This window comes from Nocardioides panacihumi, assembly GCF_039530925.1.
In the GTDB taxonomy this organism is placed as follows: Bacteria; Actinomycetota; Actinomycetes; order Propionibacteriales; family Nocardioidaceae; genus Nocardioides; species Nocardioides panacihumi.
The window spans coordinates 204,173-220,833 of sequence record NZ_BAAAPB010000002.1 but is presented as its reverse complement, the minus strand read 5'-3'; the positions used below and the strand labels follow the sequence as shown (position 1 = coordinate 220,833).

Genomic DNA, 16,661 nt, shown 5'->3' with positions numbered 1-16,661 from the left:
GCGGTGAGACTGCGGCGACCGCCACGCCGCACGGACTGCTCAACCGGGGGGTTGACAACGTGTGGCGGGTGGCGTTGAGTCTTGCTCAACTAAGTGGTTGAGGAAGGTGCGCCATGGGCAAGGTGATCATGCACGCGGTCGTGTCGGTGGACGGGTTCATCGCCGACGACAACGACGACGTCGGTCCACTCTTCGACTGGTACTTCAACGGGGACCGGCCGCTGGAGCACATGGGCATGGCCCTGTCGGCGGCCTCCTACGACTACACGCGTCCGCTGTGGGACTCCATCGGCGCGACCATCATGGGGCGTCGGCTCTTCGACCAGACCAACGGCTGGGACGCCAAGCCGCCGACCGGCGACCACCTGGTCGTCGTCTCGCACCGGCCCAAGCCCGACGGGTGGCACCCGGAGGCCGACGTGCCCTTCTTCGACGACGTCACCGACGCCGTGGCCGAGGCCAAGCGGCGGGCCGGCGACCGGGTGGTGGCGGTGACCGCCGGCCAGATGGGTGGCCAGGCCCTCGCCGCAGGCCTCGTCGACGAGGTCGCGATGGACGTCGTGCCGGTCGTCTTCGGGCGCGGCAAGCGCTACTTCGGCGACATCGACGGCCAGCTCATGCTGGGGGACCCGGAGGTCGTCGTACGGGGGCACCGCGTGCTGCACGTGCGCTATCCCGTCACTCGTTGACGCCCGTGGGGCCGGCAGCGGCTGGGCGCCCGATAGATTTCTGTCGTGACCCAGGCCGACGCCCCCGCCTACCCCTCCCACTGGGAGGCCGACGTCCTGCTGCGCGACGGGCGGACGGCGCACATCCGGCCGGTCACCGCCGAGGACGAGGACCTGCTCGTCGACTTCTACGACAACCGGGTCTCCGACACCTCGAAGTACTACCGGTTCTTCTCGCCGATGCCCCACCTCTCGCAGCGTGACGTCACGCGCTTCACCCACGTCGACTACGTCTCGAGGGTCGCGTTCGTGCTCATGCTGCGCGACCGGATGATCGCCATCGGCCGCTACGACGTGGTCGCACCGGGGGAGGCCGAGGTCGCCTTCCTCGTCAGCGACGACCACCAGGGTCGTGGCATCGGTCAGGTCCTCCTCGAGCACCTCGCCCAGGCCGGCCGCGAGCGTGGGATCGAGAAGTTCGTCGCGGAGGTGCTGCCCGACAACGCCCGGATGATCCAGGTCTTCCGTGACGCCGGCTACCACGTGGCGAGCGGCTACGAGGAGGGTGTCATCCACCTCGAGTTCCCGATCGAGCCGACGCCCACGGCGATCGGCGTCATGCTCAACCGGGAGCACGAGGCCGAGTCGGCCTCGATCAGTCGCTTCCTCAATCCCAGGTCGGTCGCGATCATCGGCGCCTCGCGCCGACAGGAGACGGTCGGCCAGGTGCTGGTGCGCAACATGGTCAACGCCGACTTCTCCGGGCGCGTGTACGTCGTCAACCCGAACACCCCCGCGGTGTCCGGCATGCCGGCCTACAAGTCCGTGCAGGACATCGAGGGTGACGTCGACGTCGCGATCGTCGCCGTGCCCGCCGAGGCGGTCCAGGACGTCGTGCTGGACTGCGCGGCCAAGGGCGTGCACGGGCTCGTCGTCATCTCCAGCGGCTTCGCCGAGACGGGTGAGGAGGGCCGCCACCGGCAGCGCCGCCTCGTCGGGCTGTCGCGCTCCTACGGGCTGCGCCTGATCGGGCCGAACGCGCTCGGCATCATCAACACCGATCCGTCGGTCCGTATCAACGCCTCCCTGTCGCAGGTGATGCCGCCGCGTGGCCGCGCGGGCTTCTTCTGCCAGTCCGGCGCACTCGGCAGCGCGATCCTCGAGAAGGTGCAGAACCGGGGTCTGGGTCTGTCCACGTTCGTCTCCGCAGGCAACCGCGCGGACGTCTCCGGCAACGACCTGCTGCAGTACTGGGAGGAGGACGACTCGACCGAGGTCGTGATGATGTACCTCGAGTCGCTCGGAAACCCGCGCAAGTTCTCCCGCATCGCCCGTCGGGTCTCGCTGCGCAAGCCGATCGTCGCGGTCCGCTCGGGCCGGACGACGCAGGGCGTCCCGATGGGTCACGCGGTCCGCAAGATCGCCGCGCCGCCGCAGGCGGTCGATGCCATGTTCCGCCAGGCGGGCGTCATCCAGGTGGACACGCTCGAGGACATGTTCGACGTCGCCCAGCTGCTAGCCCACCAGCCGTTGCCGCGGGGACGCCGGGTCGCGATCGTCGGCAACTCCGACGCGCTCGGCCTGCTCGCCGCCGACGCCGCCGCCGGCGCGGGCCTCGTCGTCAACCGGCAGATCCCGCTGCCGGCCGAGCCGACCGCCGAGGACTTCGAGGACGCGCTCGACGCCGCGATCGACGATCCCGAGGTCGACGCGGTCGTGGCCGTCTACATCCCACCGCTCAGCGTGTCGGGCGAGGACATCGCGAACGTGCTCGCCGCCGTCGGGGAGCAGTCGGACAAGCCGCTCGTCTCGTCCTTCCTCGGGGCGGAGGGCGTCCCGGAGCTGCTCCGGGTGCCGGACGTCGCCGGCTCGACGGCCGGCCGCGGCTCCGTGCCGTCGTACTCCTCGGTGGAGAGCGCGGTGCGTGCCCTGGCCCGCGTCGTCGAGTACGCCGTCTGGCTGCGTACGCCGGACGGGCCGGCGTCCGACGCCGAGGCCGACGTCGACCGCGACCGGGCGAAGCGTCTGGTCAGCACGGTGCTGTCCCAGAGGCCGGCCGGCGGCGACCTCGAGCGCGACGAGCTCGCCGAGCTGCTCGCGAGCTACGGCGTCACCCTGTGGCCGACGCTGCCGGTGACGACCCTCGGGGAGGCCCAGGGCGCGGGCCGTCTCCTCGGCTGGGACGTCGTGCTCAAGGCGACGGCCGATCACGTGCGCGAGCGGCCCGACATGGCCCACGTGTGGCGCAACATCAACGACGACCACGAGATGGAGGAGGCCTGGCGCTCGCTCACCGCGTTCGTCGGTGACGTGGACGCCGCCGGCTTCGTGGTGCAGAAGGTCGCCGGACCCGGCGTACCGCTGATGATCCGCAGCATCGAGGACCCGCTCTTCGGCCCGGTGGTCTCGTTCGGGCTCGGTGGCCCGATGAGCGAGCTGCTGGGTGACCGCAGCTACCGCATCCCGCCGCTCAGCTACCGCGACGCGGCCGCCATGGTGCGGGAGGTGAAGGCCGCTCCGATGCTGTTCGGCTACCGCGGAGCGGAGGTCGTCGACGTCGAGGAGGTCGAGCGCCTCATCCGGCGGGTCGCGAGGCTGCAGAACGACCTGCCCCAGATCAGCGCGCTCACCCTTGACCTGGTGCTGGCCGGTCCGAACGGCGCGCACGTGCTGACAGCGAGCGGTCGGGTCGAACCGGTGATCGACCCTCGCTCGGACTGGTTCGTCCGGCGGATGGCGACTCTGCCCGGAGACACCATCCCCAACTAGGGCGCCGCGCGCGTGACAGACTGGCCACCATGAGCACCACCCGCACCGACGACCGCGCCCTCGAGCTGCGGAAGGCGATCGACCGCACCGGCTACTACCCGGAGGTCGTCGCCGACGGTGTCCGCGCGGCCGTGGCCGGTGAGCAGGTGGTCTCGTTCTTCGTGCACCACGAGCCGACCTTCGACCACGACGAGGTCCGGCGCCACCTCTCGGTCGTGGTGCTGACGCCGTCGCGGTTGATCCTCGCCCACACCGACGAGCATCCCGGCGACGACCTCCTGCCCGAGCCGTACACGTCCACCTCGACCGAGGCGGTCCGGCTCAGCGCCGTGCGGTCTGTCGTGGTGACCCGCATGGTGGCCAACCCGAGCAGCGGCCCGGGGTCGCCCGCCGAGGTCGTCATGACGATCGGCTGGGGCAGCGTCTCGCGTGTCGACCTCGAGCCCGCAGGTTGCTCCGACCCGCAGTGCGATGCCGACCACGGCTACAGCGGCGTGCTCTCCGCCGACGACTTCTCCTTGCGGGTTTCCGCGGCGGCGGACGGCGCGGACGCGGTGACGAGCCTGCTCGCCTTCGTCGAGGCGCTGTCGGCACGAACGCACGCCGCGTGAGCGGCAGTCCCGCCGCGGCCCCTGGGACAGGGTTCGTCGCGCCGGCGTACGGCGTCCGGTCGCTCGGCGACGTCGTGCCCGCCGTCGCGACCGCCGTCGGGACGAGCCCCGCCAGCACAGGCCTCGTGCTGCCCGAGGCAGCGTCCTACGTCGTCTTCCTCGTGGACGGCCTGGGCGCTCGGCTGCTCGAGCGGTACGCCCACGCCGCGCCGTACCTCTCGTCGCTGCTCGGTGCCCGGCCGCCCGGCACCGCCGGGGTCCCGTCGACCACGGCGACGAGCCTGACCTCGCTCGGCACCGCGCTGGCGCCGGGCGGGCACGGCATCGTCGGCTTCACCAGCCGCGTCCCGGGCACCGATCGCCTGCTCAACGCGCTGCAGTGGAGCAAGGACGTCGACCCGCACGAGTGGCAACCGAACAAGACGGCGTTCCAGACGCTGCGCAGCCTCGGGACGACCGTCACGGTCGTGAACAAGCGGGAGTTCCAGGGCACGGGGCTCACCGAGGCGGCCCAGCGCGGCGCCGAGTACGTCGGCGCCGATCGCGTCGGCGAGCGGATCGCGGCCGCGGTGGCCGCGTCGGCCGAGCCCCGCTCGCTGACCTACCTGTACGACGGCGACCTGGACTGGACCGGGCACCGCTACGGCATCTCGTCGAGCCAGTGGTTGCAGCAGCTGTCGATGATCGACGCGGAGGCCGAGCAGCTGCGCGAGGCTCTGCCGCGCTCCGTCCGGCTGCTCGTGCTGGCCGACCACGGCATGATCGACTCGCCGACCGAGTCGCGCATCGACATCGACGAGCACCCGGAGACGTCGTCGCTCCGTGACGGCCTGGCCCTGCTGGGCGGGGAGGCCCGCTTCCGTCACCTCTACTGCCACCGTGGCGCGGTGGACGGCGTCGCCGCCACCTGGCGCGAGGTGCTGGGGGAGCGCGCGACGGTGCTCACCCGCGAGGAGGCGATCGGGCGCGGCTGGTTCGGCCCGGTCTCGCCGGCCGTGCTGCCGCGGCTGGGTGACGTGATCGTCGCGTCGCACGGCGACTTCGCCGTGATCTCGACGGCGAACTTCCCCTACGAGGCGACGCTCGTCGGCCTGCACGGTTCGCTCACGCCCGACGAGATGCTGATCCCGCTGCTGGTCGACTGACCTCCGGGCCACCGGTCACCGGTCACCGGCCTCGACGTAACTATCACCGTGATGGTTGGCGCGGTCGGTGACAGTTGGTAACTGTCACCGACGGACGCAACTGTCACGGTGATAGTTGGGGGCAGTCGCCCACGGGCCGCCGGCCCACCGCGTACGGCGGCGGCTCCTCAGGCGAAGGGCAACGGCTCGGCGGACAGCGAGACGGCCTTGGCCCGGGCCGCGGTGAGCTGGCGGCGGTGGTGCTGGCGACACAGCACCTCGTAGGTGACGACACCCGGCCGGAGTGCGGCCGGCGTCTGGTCGTCGGTGTCGCCCACCACGATGACCTCGCCCTCGGTCACCATGATGCCGTCCTCGACACGGGCGTTGTGGGTCGCGCGCTTGCCGCACCAGCACAGTGCCTCGACCTGGAGCACCTGGGTCGAGTCGGCGAGCTCGACCAGGCGGGCGGACCCCTCGAAGAGCCGCGTGCGGAAGTCGGTGAGGATTCCGAAGCAGAAGATGTCGATCTGAAGCTCGTCGACGATCTTGGCGAGCTCCTCGATCTGCGCGGCGGAGTAGAACTGAGCCTCGTCGCAGATGAAGTAGTCGATCCGCGCGCCATGGGTGAGGGCGTCGACCGTGTAGCGCCAGAAGTCGAAGGTGGGGCCCACCTCGACGGCGTCGTGCGTGAGCCCCAGGCGGCTGGAGACGGTCGCCGAGCCGGCCCGGTCGTGGGCGGTGAAGATGCGACCGGCGCGCCCGCGCGCAGCGTGGTTGTGGTTGGTCTGCAGGGCGAGGGTGCTCTTTCCGGAGTCCATCGGACCTGTGTAGAAGCGCAGTTCAGCCACGGGGGGTCATTCTGTCAGCAGGGGTCGGTCGATCGTGTGGGGCGTCAGTCGGACGAGCTGCCGCCGAACATGATCTCGTCCCACGACGGCACGGAGGCACGGCCACGCTTCTTCGCCGGCGTACGTCGCGCGGGCGGCTCGGCGGCCGGCTTCCGCTCCGGCTCGGCCTCCGGCTCCTCGGCCTGATGCGGCGCGGCAGGCGCGGCCGGCGCGGCAGGCGACTCCGGCAGGAAGGCCTCGAGAGGCTCCTCGATCGGCAGCAGGTCGTCGAACGACTCCTCGACGGGCGACCCGACCGGTGGGGCCGGGGGTGCCGGCACGAGTCGCCGCACCCGGGCCTCGGCCAGGTCGTCGCGGAGCGGCTCCGGCTCGGGGCTGGCAGGTGCGGTGACGCCGTCGCCGACGAGCCAGTGAGCGTCCTCGTTGTCGAGCGACACGAAGTTGCCCGGCGGGTCGAACGTGAGCTCGGCGGTGCCCGAACGTGCCGACGTCGCGTAGAGGGCGACCAGCGACCAGCGACCGTCGTTGCGTCGCCAGGAGTCCCACTCGACCGAGTCGGTGTCGGCATCGAGACTGCGCAGGTGCGTGGCGACCGCGTCTCCGAGCGTGCGCGCGGCGCCGGCAGCGGTGCTCGTCGACTCGGCCGGACGCCTCCGGACCGATGCCTTGAGGGCTCGCTCGGCGATGTGCTCGCGCTCGGCGATGACGGGAGCCGCGAACGGCATGATCTTCTCGACCGTGGTGCCGGCGGCATCGGCGACCGACTCGGGGCTCTCACCCGAACGGATGCGTGCCTGGATGTCGCGCGGGCGCAGGGTTGGTGTGCTCATGGGCGTCTTCTCCGATCGCCGCGACTGGTCGGCCGCCGCCGGGGGTTTCGGAAGGGCCGTGCGGAGACTGTCGTCGACGGCGATGGCGAACTCGTTGCCTTCCTGGTCGACGAGGATGAGCCTCGACCCGTCCCGGGTGACCGTGACAGGAGTGAGCTGCCGAGGACGACCCGACGGATCGGGTTGCGCCGGGCCCGCGTCGGGGACCGGTCTCGTCAGGTGGGGCAGCTCTTCGGCGGACATCCTCTTCGTCTCTTGCTCGTCGGGTGCCGCAACCTTACGACAGCCACCACGCCCATCCTGGCGCGCCACGCGGCGCGCCGCACAACTGTCGAAGCCGCGCCCGATACGGTCGTCCGCGTGGCGCCGGAGCACTCCTTGACATTGGTCGTCACCGATCTGGTCGGCATCTTCGTGTTCGCCGTCACGGGCGCACTCGTCGCGGTCCGCAAGGAGCTCGACGTCTTCGGTGTGCTGGTGCTGGCGCTGACGACCGGCCTGGGCGGCGGCTTCATCCGCGACGTCCTGATCGGTGTGACCCCTCCGGCGGCGCTGCAGGACTCCCGCTACCTCCTGGTTCCGGTCGTCGCTGGCATCCTGACGTTCTGGTTCCACCCCGCGCTCGGCCGGATCGAGAAGGCCATCAACGTCTTCGACGCGGCCGGCCTCGCGCTGTTCGCCGTCGCAGGTGCGCTCAAGGCGATGGACGTCGGCCTCGGGCCCCTGCCCGCGACCGTGATGGGCCTGGTCACGGGTGTCGGTGGCGGCATGTTGCGTGACCTGCTCGCGGGCCGTGTCCCCGCGATCCTGCAGCGCGGCGAGCTCTACGCCATCCCCACCGCGGCGGGCGCCGCGGTGGCGGCCTTCGGGCGCGAGGTCGGCTTCGGCTCGCTCCTGGTGGCGACGGCCGGCGCAGCACTCTGCTTCGTGTGGCGCATCCTCGCCATGTGGCGCCACTGGCACGCGCCGATGCCTCGGGGCTCGGCCTCGGTGTGAGGCGACCTCACTGGTCGTCGGACGACCAGTGACCGTCGGGCAGCGTGGCGATCGCGTAGCCGGCGCCCACCTTGCCGACCGTGGCGACCCGCCGGCAGCTGCCTGACGGCAGCGAGCAGCTGAACAGCGACGGGTCGATGGTGTCGCCGGTGAAGGGCGGATTCCCGAACAGCCCCATGACCTGCAGCGTCGCGTCGCCCAGCCACACGCTGGGCACGGCCACCCACCGGCCGCCGGGGAGGTGGAGGGCGGTCGCTGCGTGGGTGCGTACGTCGTACACGTTGAGACGGGACTCGATCTCCTGGCTGTCGCCGGAGCCCGTGACCCGGATGTGGGCGACTGCGACCCATCGGCCGGTCGGCGACAGCACCACTGGCTCGTCGCCACCGTGGGTGTCGAGCGACCAGGCGACGATCGGCTTGGCGTCCTCCAGTGACGAACCGACCTTGAGGTCGCGGGTCGCGTCGGCGAAGGCCAGCACCGAGTTCTTGACGTCGAACAGCTGCAGCCGGCCGTCCGCGAACGGCGTGACCTTGCCCGTGTCGGCGTTGACGGTGACGACCCCCGCGCCGCTGCGCCAGTAGACGGTCCGGCCGTCCAGCGCCAGGACACCGCCTCCGTCGGAGGTCCCCGCGAGGTCGCCGAAGCTGCGCGTCGTGCCGGCGAGCTGGTCGAAGACGACGAGCTCGTCCGCGGGGTCGATCCACGCCGCCAGGGTGCCGTTGCGGTCCGCCACGAGTCGTTCCTGGCCGCCGACCTTGCCGATACGCCGCTGCCCCGCGTCGGTGACCGACCAGACCGACTGCTGACCGTCCATCAGCACGAACCCGGACGACGTGCGCAGGAAGCCGTGGATGAGGAAGCCGACGTCGATCTCGTCCGGGCCGACATGGATGGTCGACCCGCGCGACCACGTCACCGCGTCCGCGAGACCGCCGCCGGTGACGACCTCGTCCGGGTGTCGGATCGCTCCGGCCACCACGGCCCCGCCGCCGACCACGGCCGTGACGACGGCTGCGGCGGTGACGGCCCGGAGCCGACGGCGGCGGACGCGCCGGTCTCCTTCGGCGACGATCTCCGCCAGGTCCGGTGGCCGGAAACCGACGGCGTCGGCGCGCTCCTCGAGCAGGTCGCGCAGCTGACCGGTCATCGGTGCACCTCCTCGGGCGGCAGCCCGTCCTTGACGAGCGGCCGGAGCTTGGCCAGCCCGGCCGCCACCTGGCTCTTCACGGTCCCGATCGCACAGCCCATGGTCTCGGCCGTCTCGCGCTCGGTGAGGTCCTCGTAGTAGCGGAGCACGATCGCGGCGCGCTGGCGGACGGGCAGCCGGAGCAGGCACATCCACAGCCAGGTGCGCTCGTCGACGTCGCCGGCATGGTCAGGGGTGATCGTGTCCGGGGCCGCCTCCGGCAGTGGCATCGCCCGCTCGGCACGCCAACGGCGTCGGCGCGACCAGTCGATCACGGTTGTCGTGATGGCCTTCCTGGCGTACGCCTCCGCACGGTGGGGGTCGCGGAGCTTCGGCCAGGCGATGTAGGTGCGGGTGAGTGCCTCCTGCACCAGGTCCTGGGCGAGGCCGACGTCGCCGACCATGAGGTACGCCGCCCGCTGGAGCGCAGCCGAGCGCAGCGCGACGAACTCCGCGAACGCGTCCCTCGACCCTGCCGCCACGGCCGTCTCCCTTCCGCACCTCTCATGGTCCTCCGACGAGATGGGGAGGCGAAATGGTTCGGTGAGAGGATGCGCCGACTCGGCACTCCTGGAGTGCGAGGACGCGCCGACTCGGCACTCCTGGAGTGCGAGGATGCGCCGACTCGGCGATTTCAGGGGCCGAGGACGCGCTCCAGGTAGGGGTTGGCGAAGACCCGGTGGGGGTCGAGGCGGTCGCGCATCGCCAGGAAGTCGCCGAACCGCTCGTACGCCGGCTCGAGGTCGGCCCGGCTCCGGGTGTGCACCTTCCCCCAGTGCGGGCGCCCGCCCGCCGCCCGCAGGACGGGCTCCATCAGCGCGAAGTACTCCTCGTGCGGCGCGGCCCGGTGGGTGTGGAAGGCCAGGTAGAACGAGTCGCGGCCGTGCGCGGTCGACAGCGGCACGTCGTCGGCGGCGGCGACGCGCAGCTCGACCGGGAACGAGATGCGCAGGTCGGAGGCCTCCACCAGGCGCCGGCACTCGGCCAGCACGGCCAGGCCGTCGGCCCGCGGGACGGCGTACTCCATCTCGCGGAAGACGACGCGACGCTCGGTGGTGAAGACGCGGTGCGCGGCGTCGGAGTAGGTGCGCGGTGCGAGCAGCCGTGCGTTCACGCGGTTCATCCGCGGGATGACGTCGGGCGCACGGTTGGCGGCCGCGGTCAGCGCGCCGAAGGCGGTGTTCTGCAGGAAGTCGTCGTCGAACCACGCCCGCCAGCGCGGCAGCGGCCGGACGGCGTCGACGGCGACCCGGGTGTTGCGCTTGGTGAGCAGCCGGTCGGTGTGCGGGAACCAGTAGGCGTCCACGTGGTCGGCCGAGCGGGTGAGGTCGTCGAAGGAACCCCGGAACTCGTCCCACGACATGGGCTGCTCGACCGCCTCGAGCCCGAACAGGGGCTCGACCCGGAAGGTGATCGTCACCAGGATCCCGAGGGCGCCGAGGCCGACCCGTGCCAGGTCGAGGACGTCGGGGTTCTCGTCGGCCGTCGCCGTCACGAGCTCGCCGGTGCCGGTGACGAGGGTCAGCCCGACGACCTGCGCAGCGATTCCCGCCACCCGGCCGCCGGTGCCGTGCGTGCCGGTCGAGATCGCGCCCGCGAGCGTCTGCTCGGCGATGTCGCCCATGTTGTGCAGGGAGAGACCGAGGTGCTCGAGCGCGACGTTGAGGTGCTTGAGCTGCGTCCCGGCGTACGCCGTCACGGTCAACGCCTCGCGGTCGACGGCCGTGATCCCGGTCAGGCCGGTGGGGGACAGCATCACGCCGTCCGGGGCGGAGATCGCCGTGAAGCTGTGCCCGCTGCCGACCATCTTGACCCGGCCACCGTCGTCGCGGGCCTCGGCGACCGCGGCGACGACCTCCTCGACGGACCTCGGGGTGACCACACGGGTGGGGTCGGCCGTCTCGAGGCCGGACCAGTTGCGCCACTGCATGGCGTCACGCTAGCGGCGGCCCCGGGGAGCGTGGACGTGCTCGTGCAAATAGGGTGTCGGCATGGACGTCAGCGCGTGCGACCCCCGTCCCTACGACGCCGTGTTGCTGGTCTCGTTCGGCGGTCCCGAGAAGCCCGAGGACGTGGTGCCGTTCCTGGAGAACGTCACCCGCGGTCGCGGCATCCCGCGCGAGCGGCTCGAGGAGGTCGGCCAGCACTACTTCCGCTTCGGAGGACGCTCGCCGATCAACGACCAGAACAGGTCGTTCCTCGAGGCGCTGCGCGCCGACCTGCGAGCGTCCGGGATCGACCTGCCGGTCTACTGGGGGAACCGCAACTGGGACCCCTACCTGGCCGACACGGTCGCGCAGATGAAGGCCGACGGCATCACCCGGGCGGCCGCGTTCACGACCAGCGCCTACTCGTCGTACTCGTCGTGCCGGCAGTATCGCGAGAACCTCTTCGACGCCGTGGCGGCGGTCGAGGGGGCGCCGGTGATCGACAAGCTGCGCCACTATTACAACCACCCGGGCTTCACCGAGCCCGTCGCCGACGCCGTGCTCGCGGCGATCCACGACCTCCCGGAGGAGCTGCGTGGCGAGGCACGCCTGGTCTTCGTGACCCACTCGATCCCGACGGCGATGAACGACACGTCCGGCCCGGACGGAGGCGCCTACCTCGCCCAGCACCTCGACGTCGCCGCCGTCGTGGTACGGAGGGTCGCGGCGGAGACGGGCGTCCGGCACGAGCACGAGCTCGCGTTCTGCTCGCGGTCCGGCGCCCCGCACGTGCCGTGGCTCGAACCGGACGTCAACGACCGGCTCGAGGAGCTCGCCGCCGCCGGCACGCGGGCGGTCGTGCTCGTCCCGGTCGGGTTCGTGAGCGACCACATGGAGGTCGTCTACGACCTCGACACCGAGGCGCTGGCGACCTGTGAGCGGGTCGGGATCGCGGGCCGCCGCGCGGCCACGCCGGGCGACGACGCACGCTTCGTCGCCGCCGTCCGCGACCTGCTGCTCGAGCGCGCCGCCGTCGAGCGCGGCGAGGAAGTCGCCCGGGCGGCCGTCGGCGACATCGGCCCCTTGTGGGACCGCTGCCCGGTCGGCTGCTGCCGCAACCTGCGCGAGGACCGCCCGGCGCTCTGCGGGGAGTCGGCATGAGTGAGGAGCTGCTCGACGTCGCCGTCCGAGCTGCCCGCGTCGCGGCGGCGCTCGTGCGCGAGCGCGCCGCGGCGGACGTCACGGTCGCAGCGACCAAGTCCAGCGACGTCGACGTCGTCACGCAGGCGGACCGGGACTCCGAGGCGCTGATCCGCGCCACGATCCTCGCCGAGCGGCCCGACGACTCGTTCCTGGGCGAGGAGGGCGACGACGTCGCCGGCACGACCGGTGTGCGTTGGATCGTCGACCCGATCGACGGCACGGTGAACTTCGTGTACGGGCTGCCGGAGTACGCCGTCTCGATCGCCGCCGAGGTGGACGGTCGGGTCGTCGCCGGGATCGTCCTCAACGTCGCGACGGGTGTGGAGCACACGGCCCGTCGGACGGAGGAGGGCGTCGTGGCGCGTCGGGGCGACCAGCCGGTCGGCGTACGGGGTCCCGCGCCGCTGGCGCAGCGCCTCGTCCTGACGGGGTTCAGCTACGACGCCGTGATGCGCGAGCGGCAGGCCGAGGGCCTCGTCCGGCTGCTGCCCCGGGTGCGCGACATCCGCCGGCACGGGTCGTGCGCCCTCGAGCTGTGCCATCTCGCCGACGGGCAGGCCGACGGCTACTTCGAGGTGGGCGTCAACCTCTGGGACCACGCCGCCGGGGCGCTCGTCGCCGAGGGTGCGGGCGCCCGGGTCGAGGTGCTGCCAGGACTCGCCGGTCGACCGCTCGTGGTGGCCGCTCCCGAGCACGGTTTCGAGGAGCTGCGCGACGCCGTCCTGGCCGCCGGCTACGGCGGGGAATAGTCACCCGTCACCTGATGTTCACGTCCTGCACCGTGGACCGGTGTGCGGGGTGGGCCCGGCATGGTGCACAATCTCGCCCCGACGTGTCGGCTCGGGGCCCGACACGCGTGGGCTTGGAATGAAGGGAGTTGGTGACGCATGGCAACGGACTACGACGCTCCGCGCAAGACAGAGGAGGAGCAGTCCGAGGAGAGCATCGAAGAGCTCAAGGCGCGCCGTCACGACAAGAACTCCGGCAAGGTCGACGAGGACGAGGCGGAAGCCGCCGAATCCTTCGAGCTCCCTGGCGCGGACCTGTCGCACGAGGAGCTCGCCGTCGAGGTGAAGCCCAAGCAGGAGGACGAGTTCACCTGCATGAGCTGCTTCCTGGTGCACCACCGCAGCCAGCTGGCTGACGAGAAGCGGATGATCTGCAAGGACTGCGCGTAATCAGATCGGGGTTCGGGCCCTTCGAGATCCGGGCTCGGGCCACTCCGCGCGGCTGATCGCCGCGTGAGTGGGCCCGAGCCCGGATCTCGAAGGGCCCGAACCCCGATCTCGATTTACTGCTGGTCGTCCTTCTCCAGCTGTGGGGGCAGGTGGCCGGCCGACTTCACGTAGTAGTTCGCCGCGCGGCGCTGGGCGAACATGCGCGCGAGCGCCACCGCCGCTCCGGTTGCGGCGGACCAGGCGACGGCCTCCCACAGCGCCACGTCAGGGTCGGCAGGGTTCTCCGGGGGCTTGCGGCGGGTGGCCACCTGCCACCCCTTGTCGAGACCCTTGCGCGCGACGGTGGCGGCGCCGAGTGCCGAGACCAACGAGAAGATCGTCCAGACCTTGGACCCCTTGGAGTCCTGCGAACCCTTTGCCATGGATCCACCCTAGTAGGTGCTTCAGTCGCGATCCGCCGCGGTCAGGGCGGCGAGCGCGGAGGCGAGCGCCTCGGGGTGCCGGGTGGCCAGGAGCCAGTACGGCGCGGGGTCGGCGGGGTCGGCGATCCGCACCTTCACTGCGCGCTTGACGTAGGGGCGCAGCAGCAGGAACGCGCGGGCGTCCGCGTCGACACCGGCCGTCCGGCGCGCCGCCTCGGCGTCGAGCGCCTCGACCGTGCCGAGGTGGACCGCCTCGATCCGCGCGCGCCCGGCACGCAGGTGCCCGTCGGCCACTTCGATGCTGGCCGAGCCGTAGCCGACGAACGCGAGGGCCATCAGCGCGAGCACGGCCGCGGTCGCCGACCAGGCCCAGAGGCCGGGGACGGCGACGACGAGCGCGAGCCACAGCGTCGCCACGAACATCACGCCCTGGACCCACCAGCGCAGAGGGACGAACAGGCGCTCCCGGTAGGCCGGCACTGGCCCGGTGCTGCCGGGGGCGGAGGTGGTCACGAGGGAAGAGTTTTTCATCCGCCTGTCGACGCCGGACGATAGGGTCCCGCGGGTGCCAGAACGACTGCCCGAACATCTGCCCGGCCAGCCCTCGCTGGAGGTGGCTCTGCACCGGCTCGACCCGGATCTGCCGCCCCCGTCGTACGCGCATCCCGGCGACGCCGGCGCCGACCTCATGTCGGCCGTGGACGTTCGCCTGGCGCCGGGGGAGCGGGCCCTCGTGCCGACCGGCGTGGCGGTCGCCCTGCCGGAGGGGTACGTCGCCCTGGTGCACCCGCGCTCGGGGCTGGCGGCCCGCCACGGACTGTCGATCGTGAACGCGCCCGGCACCGTGGACGCGGGCTACCGGGGCGAGGTCAAGGTGCTGCTCATCAACCTCGACCCCGTCGAGCCGATCGAGCTGTCCCGTGGCGATCGGATCGCCCAGCTGGTCATCCAGCGTGTCGAGCGGGCCGTGTTCGTCGAGGTCGACGTCCTGCCTGAGTCCGTGCGGGGCGCCGGGGGTTACGGTTCTACTGGAGGGTTCGGCAGCCCCGAGCCCCGTCAGTCTTGAGAGAAGAGTCCAGGTGAAGTTCCGCCGCAAGTCCGCAGGTCCCGACAACCTCTCCGACGACGTCGACGCGTCGGCGGAGATCGGGGGGCTGCCGGCAGGGCCGTACGACGCCGACGAGATGTCGGACGCCGTCGCCGACGTCGAGCGGATCGACCTCGGCTCCATCGCCCTGGCGCCGTTCCCGGGTCGCGAGCTGCGTCTGCAGGTGGACGACGCGACCGGCGCCGTGCAGGCCGCGCTGCTGACCGCCGAGGACGGCGCGCTCGAGCTGCGTGCCTTCGCCGCGCCGCGCAACGGTGACCTGTGGGGCGACGTGCGTCCTCAGCTCGCGACCGACGTCCAGCGTCGTGGCGGGACCGTCACCGAGCGGGAGGGCCGCTGGGGCCCCGAGCTCGTCTGCCAGCTCGGGGTGCAGATGCCCGACGGGCAGGCAGGCACCCAGATCTCGCGGATCATCGGCATCAACGGGCCGCGGTGGCTCCTGCGCGCCACACTGCTCGGCCGCCCCGCGGTCGACGACGACTACGCGAAGTCGTGGGAGGACGGCATCACCGATGTCGTCGTGCGGCGCGGCGCCGGGGCCATGCCGGTCGGCGAGGCGCTGCCGCTCACGCTGCCGCCCGAGGCTCAGCGGGTGCAGTGATGGGACGTCTCCGCGACAAGCTCAGTGACTGGGCGAACACCGCCGACCAGGAGGCGCGCGACCTGCGCACCGTCTACGAGGCCAAGGACGTCGTGTCCATCGCCGACGCGGTCGACCGTGAGGTGGTCCGGCTGCGCGGGACGCTCCGCACCGTCACGCTCCGCCCGCGCGGTGGCGTCCCGGCCCTGGAGGCGGAGCTCTTCGACGGCACCGGCCTGCTGACGGTCGTCTGGCTCGGCCGCCGCCACATCGCCGGGATCACCCCCGGCCGGTCACTCCAGGTGCAGGGCCGCATCGGCGTCCACGACGGCGTCCGGACGCTCTACAACCCGCGCTACGAGCTGATCCCGTGAGCGAGGCGTCCTCGAGCGGGGAGACCCAGAAGGCGCAGGTCATGAGCGAGCCCGACCACACCTCGCCCACGTCCGTCGAGACGGTGGAGTCCGTCGTACGACGCCAGATGGCCCAGTCGCTCGGCGGTCGCCGGGGGATGGTCGAGGCGGGGGTGCCCGGCCTCGTCTTCACGCTCCTCTGGCTCACCACCAAGGACCTGCGGCTCGCGCTCGTGGCCGCCGGCGGTGTCGCCGTCGCGGCACTGGTGGTCAGGCTGGTCCAGCGCTCCACGATCCAGTACGTCGTCAACGCCATCGTCGGCATCGGCATCGGCTGGGTCTTCGTGCGGCTCGCGGCCAGCACCGGCGGCAGCGAGGCCGACCAGGCGCTCGCTTTCTTCCTGCCCGGGATCATCTGGAGCGGCGTCTACACGGTCGTGATGGTGGTGTCCTGCCTCGTGGGCTGGCCCTTCATCGGCTTCATGGTGGGCTCGGTGACGGGTGACCCGACGGCGTGGCACCACGACAAGCAGATCGTGAGCCTGTGCACGCGGCTCACCTGGCTGTTCCTGGCGCCGGGCGCGGTCGGCGTGTTGCTGCAGGGGCCGGTCTACCTGCTCGGCCACGCCGGCACGATCGACACCGCGACCGCGGTCGGCATCATCGGTGTGCTGCGGCTGGGTCTCGGCTGGCCGCTGCGGATCGCGGCGTGGGGGACGATGGTCTGGCTGCTGGCGCGCAACGCGACTCCCATCGAGCAGCAGCCCGACAGGTCGGGCCCCGTCACCGACTAGCGCACCTGGCGGCGCGCCGGGTGATGAGGCGCCGACCGACCCAGCGCCGACCGACCC

19 protein-coding genes are annotated in these 16,661 nt (G+C 71.9%); 12 read left to right on the top strand and 7 right to left on the bottom strand.

What is annotated here, in order from left to right; genetic code table 11:
• Positions 1-113 precede the first annotated feature (113 nt).
• From ABD205_RS10205 to ABD205_RS10190, 4 genes are read left to right on the top strand one after another with little or no spacing between them, the layout of a single operon-like run.
• Positions 114-689, top strand: a complete 576-nt coding sequence (locus ABD205_RS10205; RefSeq protein WP_344044696.1) for a dihydrofolate reductase family protein — start codon at positions 114-116, stop codon at positions 687-689.
• A gap of 45 nt (positions 690-734) precedes the next feature.
• Positions 735-3,437, top strand: a complete 2,703-nt coding sequence (locus tag ABD205_RS10200; RefSeq protein WP_344044694.1) for a bifunctional acetate--CoA ligase family protein/GNAT family N-acetyltransferase — start codon at positions 735-737, stop codon at positions 3,435-3,437.
• A 29-nt stretch (positions 3,438-3,466) separates the two neighbouring features.
• Complete coding sequence (locus ABD205_RS10195) at positions 3,467-4,048, top strand: DUF5998 family protein (RefSeq protein WP_344044693.1); 582 nt, start codon at positions 3,467-3,469, stop codon at positions 4,046-4,048.
• Positions 4,045-5,193 carry an alkaline phosphatase family protein gene (locus ABD205_RS10190; RefSeq protein WP_344044692.1) on the top strand — a complete coding sequence of 383 codons (1,149 nt, stop codon included), beginning with the start codon at positions 4,045-4,047 and terminating at the stop codon, positions 5,191-5,193. Before ABD205_RS10195 ends, ABD205_RS10190 begins: the two co-directional genes overlap by 4 nt.
• A 167-nt stretch (positions 5,194-5,360) precedes the next feature.
• On the opposite strand, the gene ABD205_RS10185 is transcribed toward ABD205_RS10190, so the two are convergent.
• Complete coding sequence (locus tag ABD205_RS10185) at positions 5,361-6,023, bottom strand: thymidine kinase (RefSeq protein WP_344044691.1); 663 nt, start codon at positions 6,021-6,023, stop codon at positions 5,361-5,363.
• A 44-nt stretch (positions 6,024-6,067) separates the two neighbouring features.
• Complete coding sequence (gene sepH, locus ABD205_RS10180) at positions 6,068-7,096, bottom strand: septation protein SepH (protein ID WP_344044690.1); 1,029 nt, start codon at positions 7,094-7,096, stop codon at positions 6,068-6,070.
• A 117-nt stretch (positions 7,097-7,213) separates the two neighbouring features.
• Between sepH and ABD205_RS10175 the strand changes: the two genes are divergently transcribed.
• Positions 7,214-7,849 (top strand): trimeric intracellular cation channel family protein, encoded by a 636-nt coding sequence (locus tag ABD205_RS10175; protein ID WP_344044689.1) that lies wholly within the window; start codon positions 7,214-7,216, stop codon positions 7,847-7,849.
• A gap of 7 nt (positions 7,850-7,856) precedes the next feature.
• Here the strand turns inward: ABD205_RS10175 and ABD205_RS10170 are convergent, their stop codons facing one another.
• From ABD205_RS10170 to ABD205_RS10160, 3 genes are all read right to left on the bottom strand, one after another.
• Positions 7,857-8,999 carry a hypothetical protein gene (locus tag ABD205_RS10170; protein ID WP_344044688.1) on the bottom strand — a complete coding sequence of 381 codons (1,143 nt, stop codon included), beginning with the start codon at positions 8,997-8,999 and terminating at the stop codon, positions 7,857-7,859.
• The gene (locus ABD205_RS10165; RefSeq protein ID WP_344044687.1) at positions 8,996-9,520 is read right to left on the bottom strand and encodes a SigE family RNA polymerase sigma factor; all 525 of its coding nucleotides are present in this window, start codon (positions 9,518-9,520) and stop codon (positions 8,996-8,998) included. The genes ABD205_RS10170 and ABD205_RS10165 overlap by 4 nt, the downstream gene beginning before the upstream one ends.
• 152 nt (positions 9,521-9,672) lie before the next feature.
• Complete coding sequence (locus ABD205_RS10160; protein WP_344044686.1) at positions 9,673-10,968, bottom strand: D-arabinono-1,4-lactone oxidase; 1,296 nt, start codon at positions 10,966-10,968, stop codon at positions 9,673-9,675.
• A 61-nt stretch (positions 10,969-11,029) separates the two neighbouring features.
• On the opposite strand from ABD205_RS10160, the gene ABD205_RS10155 reads away from it, so the two are divergent.
• The 3 genes from ABD205_RS10155 (at position 11,030) to ABD205_RS10145 (ending at position 13,347) form a co-directional block, all read left to right on the top strand.
• Entirely contained in the window at positions 11,030-12,127 is a 1,098-nt protein-coding gene (locus ABD205_RS10155; protein ID WP_344044685.1) for a ferrochelatase, read from the top strand.
• Complete coding sequence (locus ABD205_RS10150) at positions 12,124-12,918, top strand: inositol monophosphatase family protein (protein WP_344044684.1); 795 nt, start codon at positions 12,124-12,126, stop codon at positions 12,916-12,918. The genes ABD205_RS10155 and ABD205_RS10150 overlap by 4 nt, the downstream gene beginning before the upstream one ends.
• Positions 12,919-13,056: 138 nt before the next feature.
• Positions 13,057-13,347, top strand: a complete 291-nt coding sequence (locus tag ABD205_RS10145; RefSeq protein ID WP_344044683.1) for a DUF4193 domain-containing protein — start codon at positions 13,057-13,059, stop codon at positions 13,345-13,347.
• 113 nt (positions 13,348-13,460) lie between these two features.
• Here ABD205_RS10145 and ABD205_RS10140 read toward each other — a convergent pair whose 3' ends face one another.
• Both ABD205_RS10140 and ABD205_RS10135 read right to left on the bottom strand, forming a co-directional pair.
• Positions 13,461-13,769 (bottom strand): DUF4235 domain-containing protein, encoded by a 309-nt coding sequence (locus ABD205_RS10140; protein ID WP_344044682.1) that lies wholly within the window; start codon positions 13,767-13,769, stop codon positions 13,461-13,463.
• Positions 13,770-13,790: 21 nt separating this feature from the next.
• Entirely contained in the window at positions 13,791-14,282 is a 492-nt protein-coding gene (locus ABD205_RS10135) for a DUF3093 domain-containing protein (protein WP_344044681.1), read from the bottom strand.
• A 94-nt stretch (positions 14,283-14,376) separates the two neighbouring features.
• Between ABD205_RS10135 and dut the strand changes: the two genes are divergently transcribed.
• The 4 genes from dut to ABD205_RS10115 are packed head-to-tail and all read left to right on the top strand — an operon-like array spanning position 14,377 to position 16,604.
• Positions 14,377-14,835 carry a dUTP diphosphatase gene (gene dut, locus ABD205_RS10130; protein ID WP_425573051.1) on the top strand — a complete coding sequence of 153 codons (459 nt, stop codon included), beginning with the start codon at positions 14,377-14,379 and terminating at the stop codon, positions 14,833-14,835.
• A gap of 13 nt (positions 14,836-14,848) precedes the next feature.
• Positions 14,849-15,478: a DUF3710 domain-containing protein gene (locus tag ABD205_RS10125; protein WP_344044680.1), complete on the top strand. Its 630-nt coding sequence runs from the start codon at positions 14,849-14,851 to the stop codon at positions 15,476-15,478.
• Complete coding sequence (locus ABD205_RS10120; protein WP_344044679.1) at positions 15,478-15,831, top strand: OB-fold nucleic acid binding domain-containing protein; 354 nt, start codon at positions 15,478-15,480, stop codon at positions 15,829-15,831. The genes ABD205_RS10125 and ABD205_RS10120 overlap by 1 nt, the downstream gene beginning before the upstream one ends.
• Complete coding sequence (locus tag ABD205_RS10115; protein WP_344044678.1) at positions 15,828-16,604, top strand: DUF3159 domain-containing protein; 777 nt, start codon at positions 15,828-15,830, stop codon at positions 16,602-16,604. Before ABD205_RS10120 ends, ABD205_RS10115 begins: the two co-directional genes overlap by 4 nt.
• Positions 16,605-16,661: the final 57 nt, after the last annotated feature.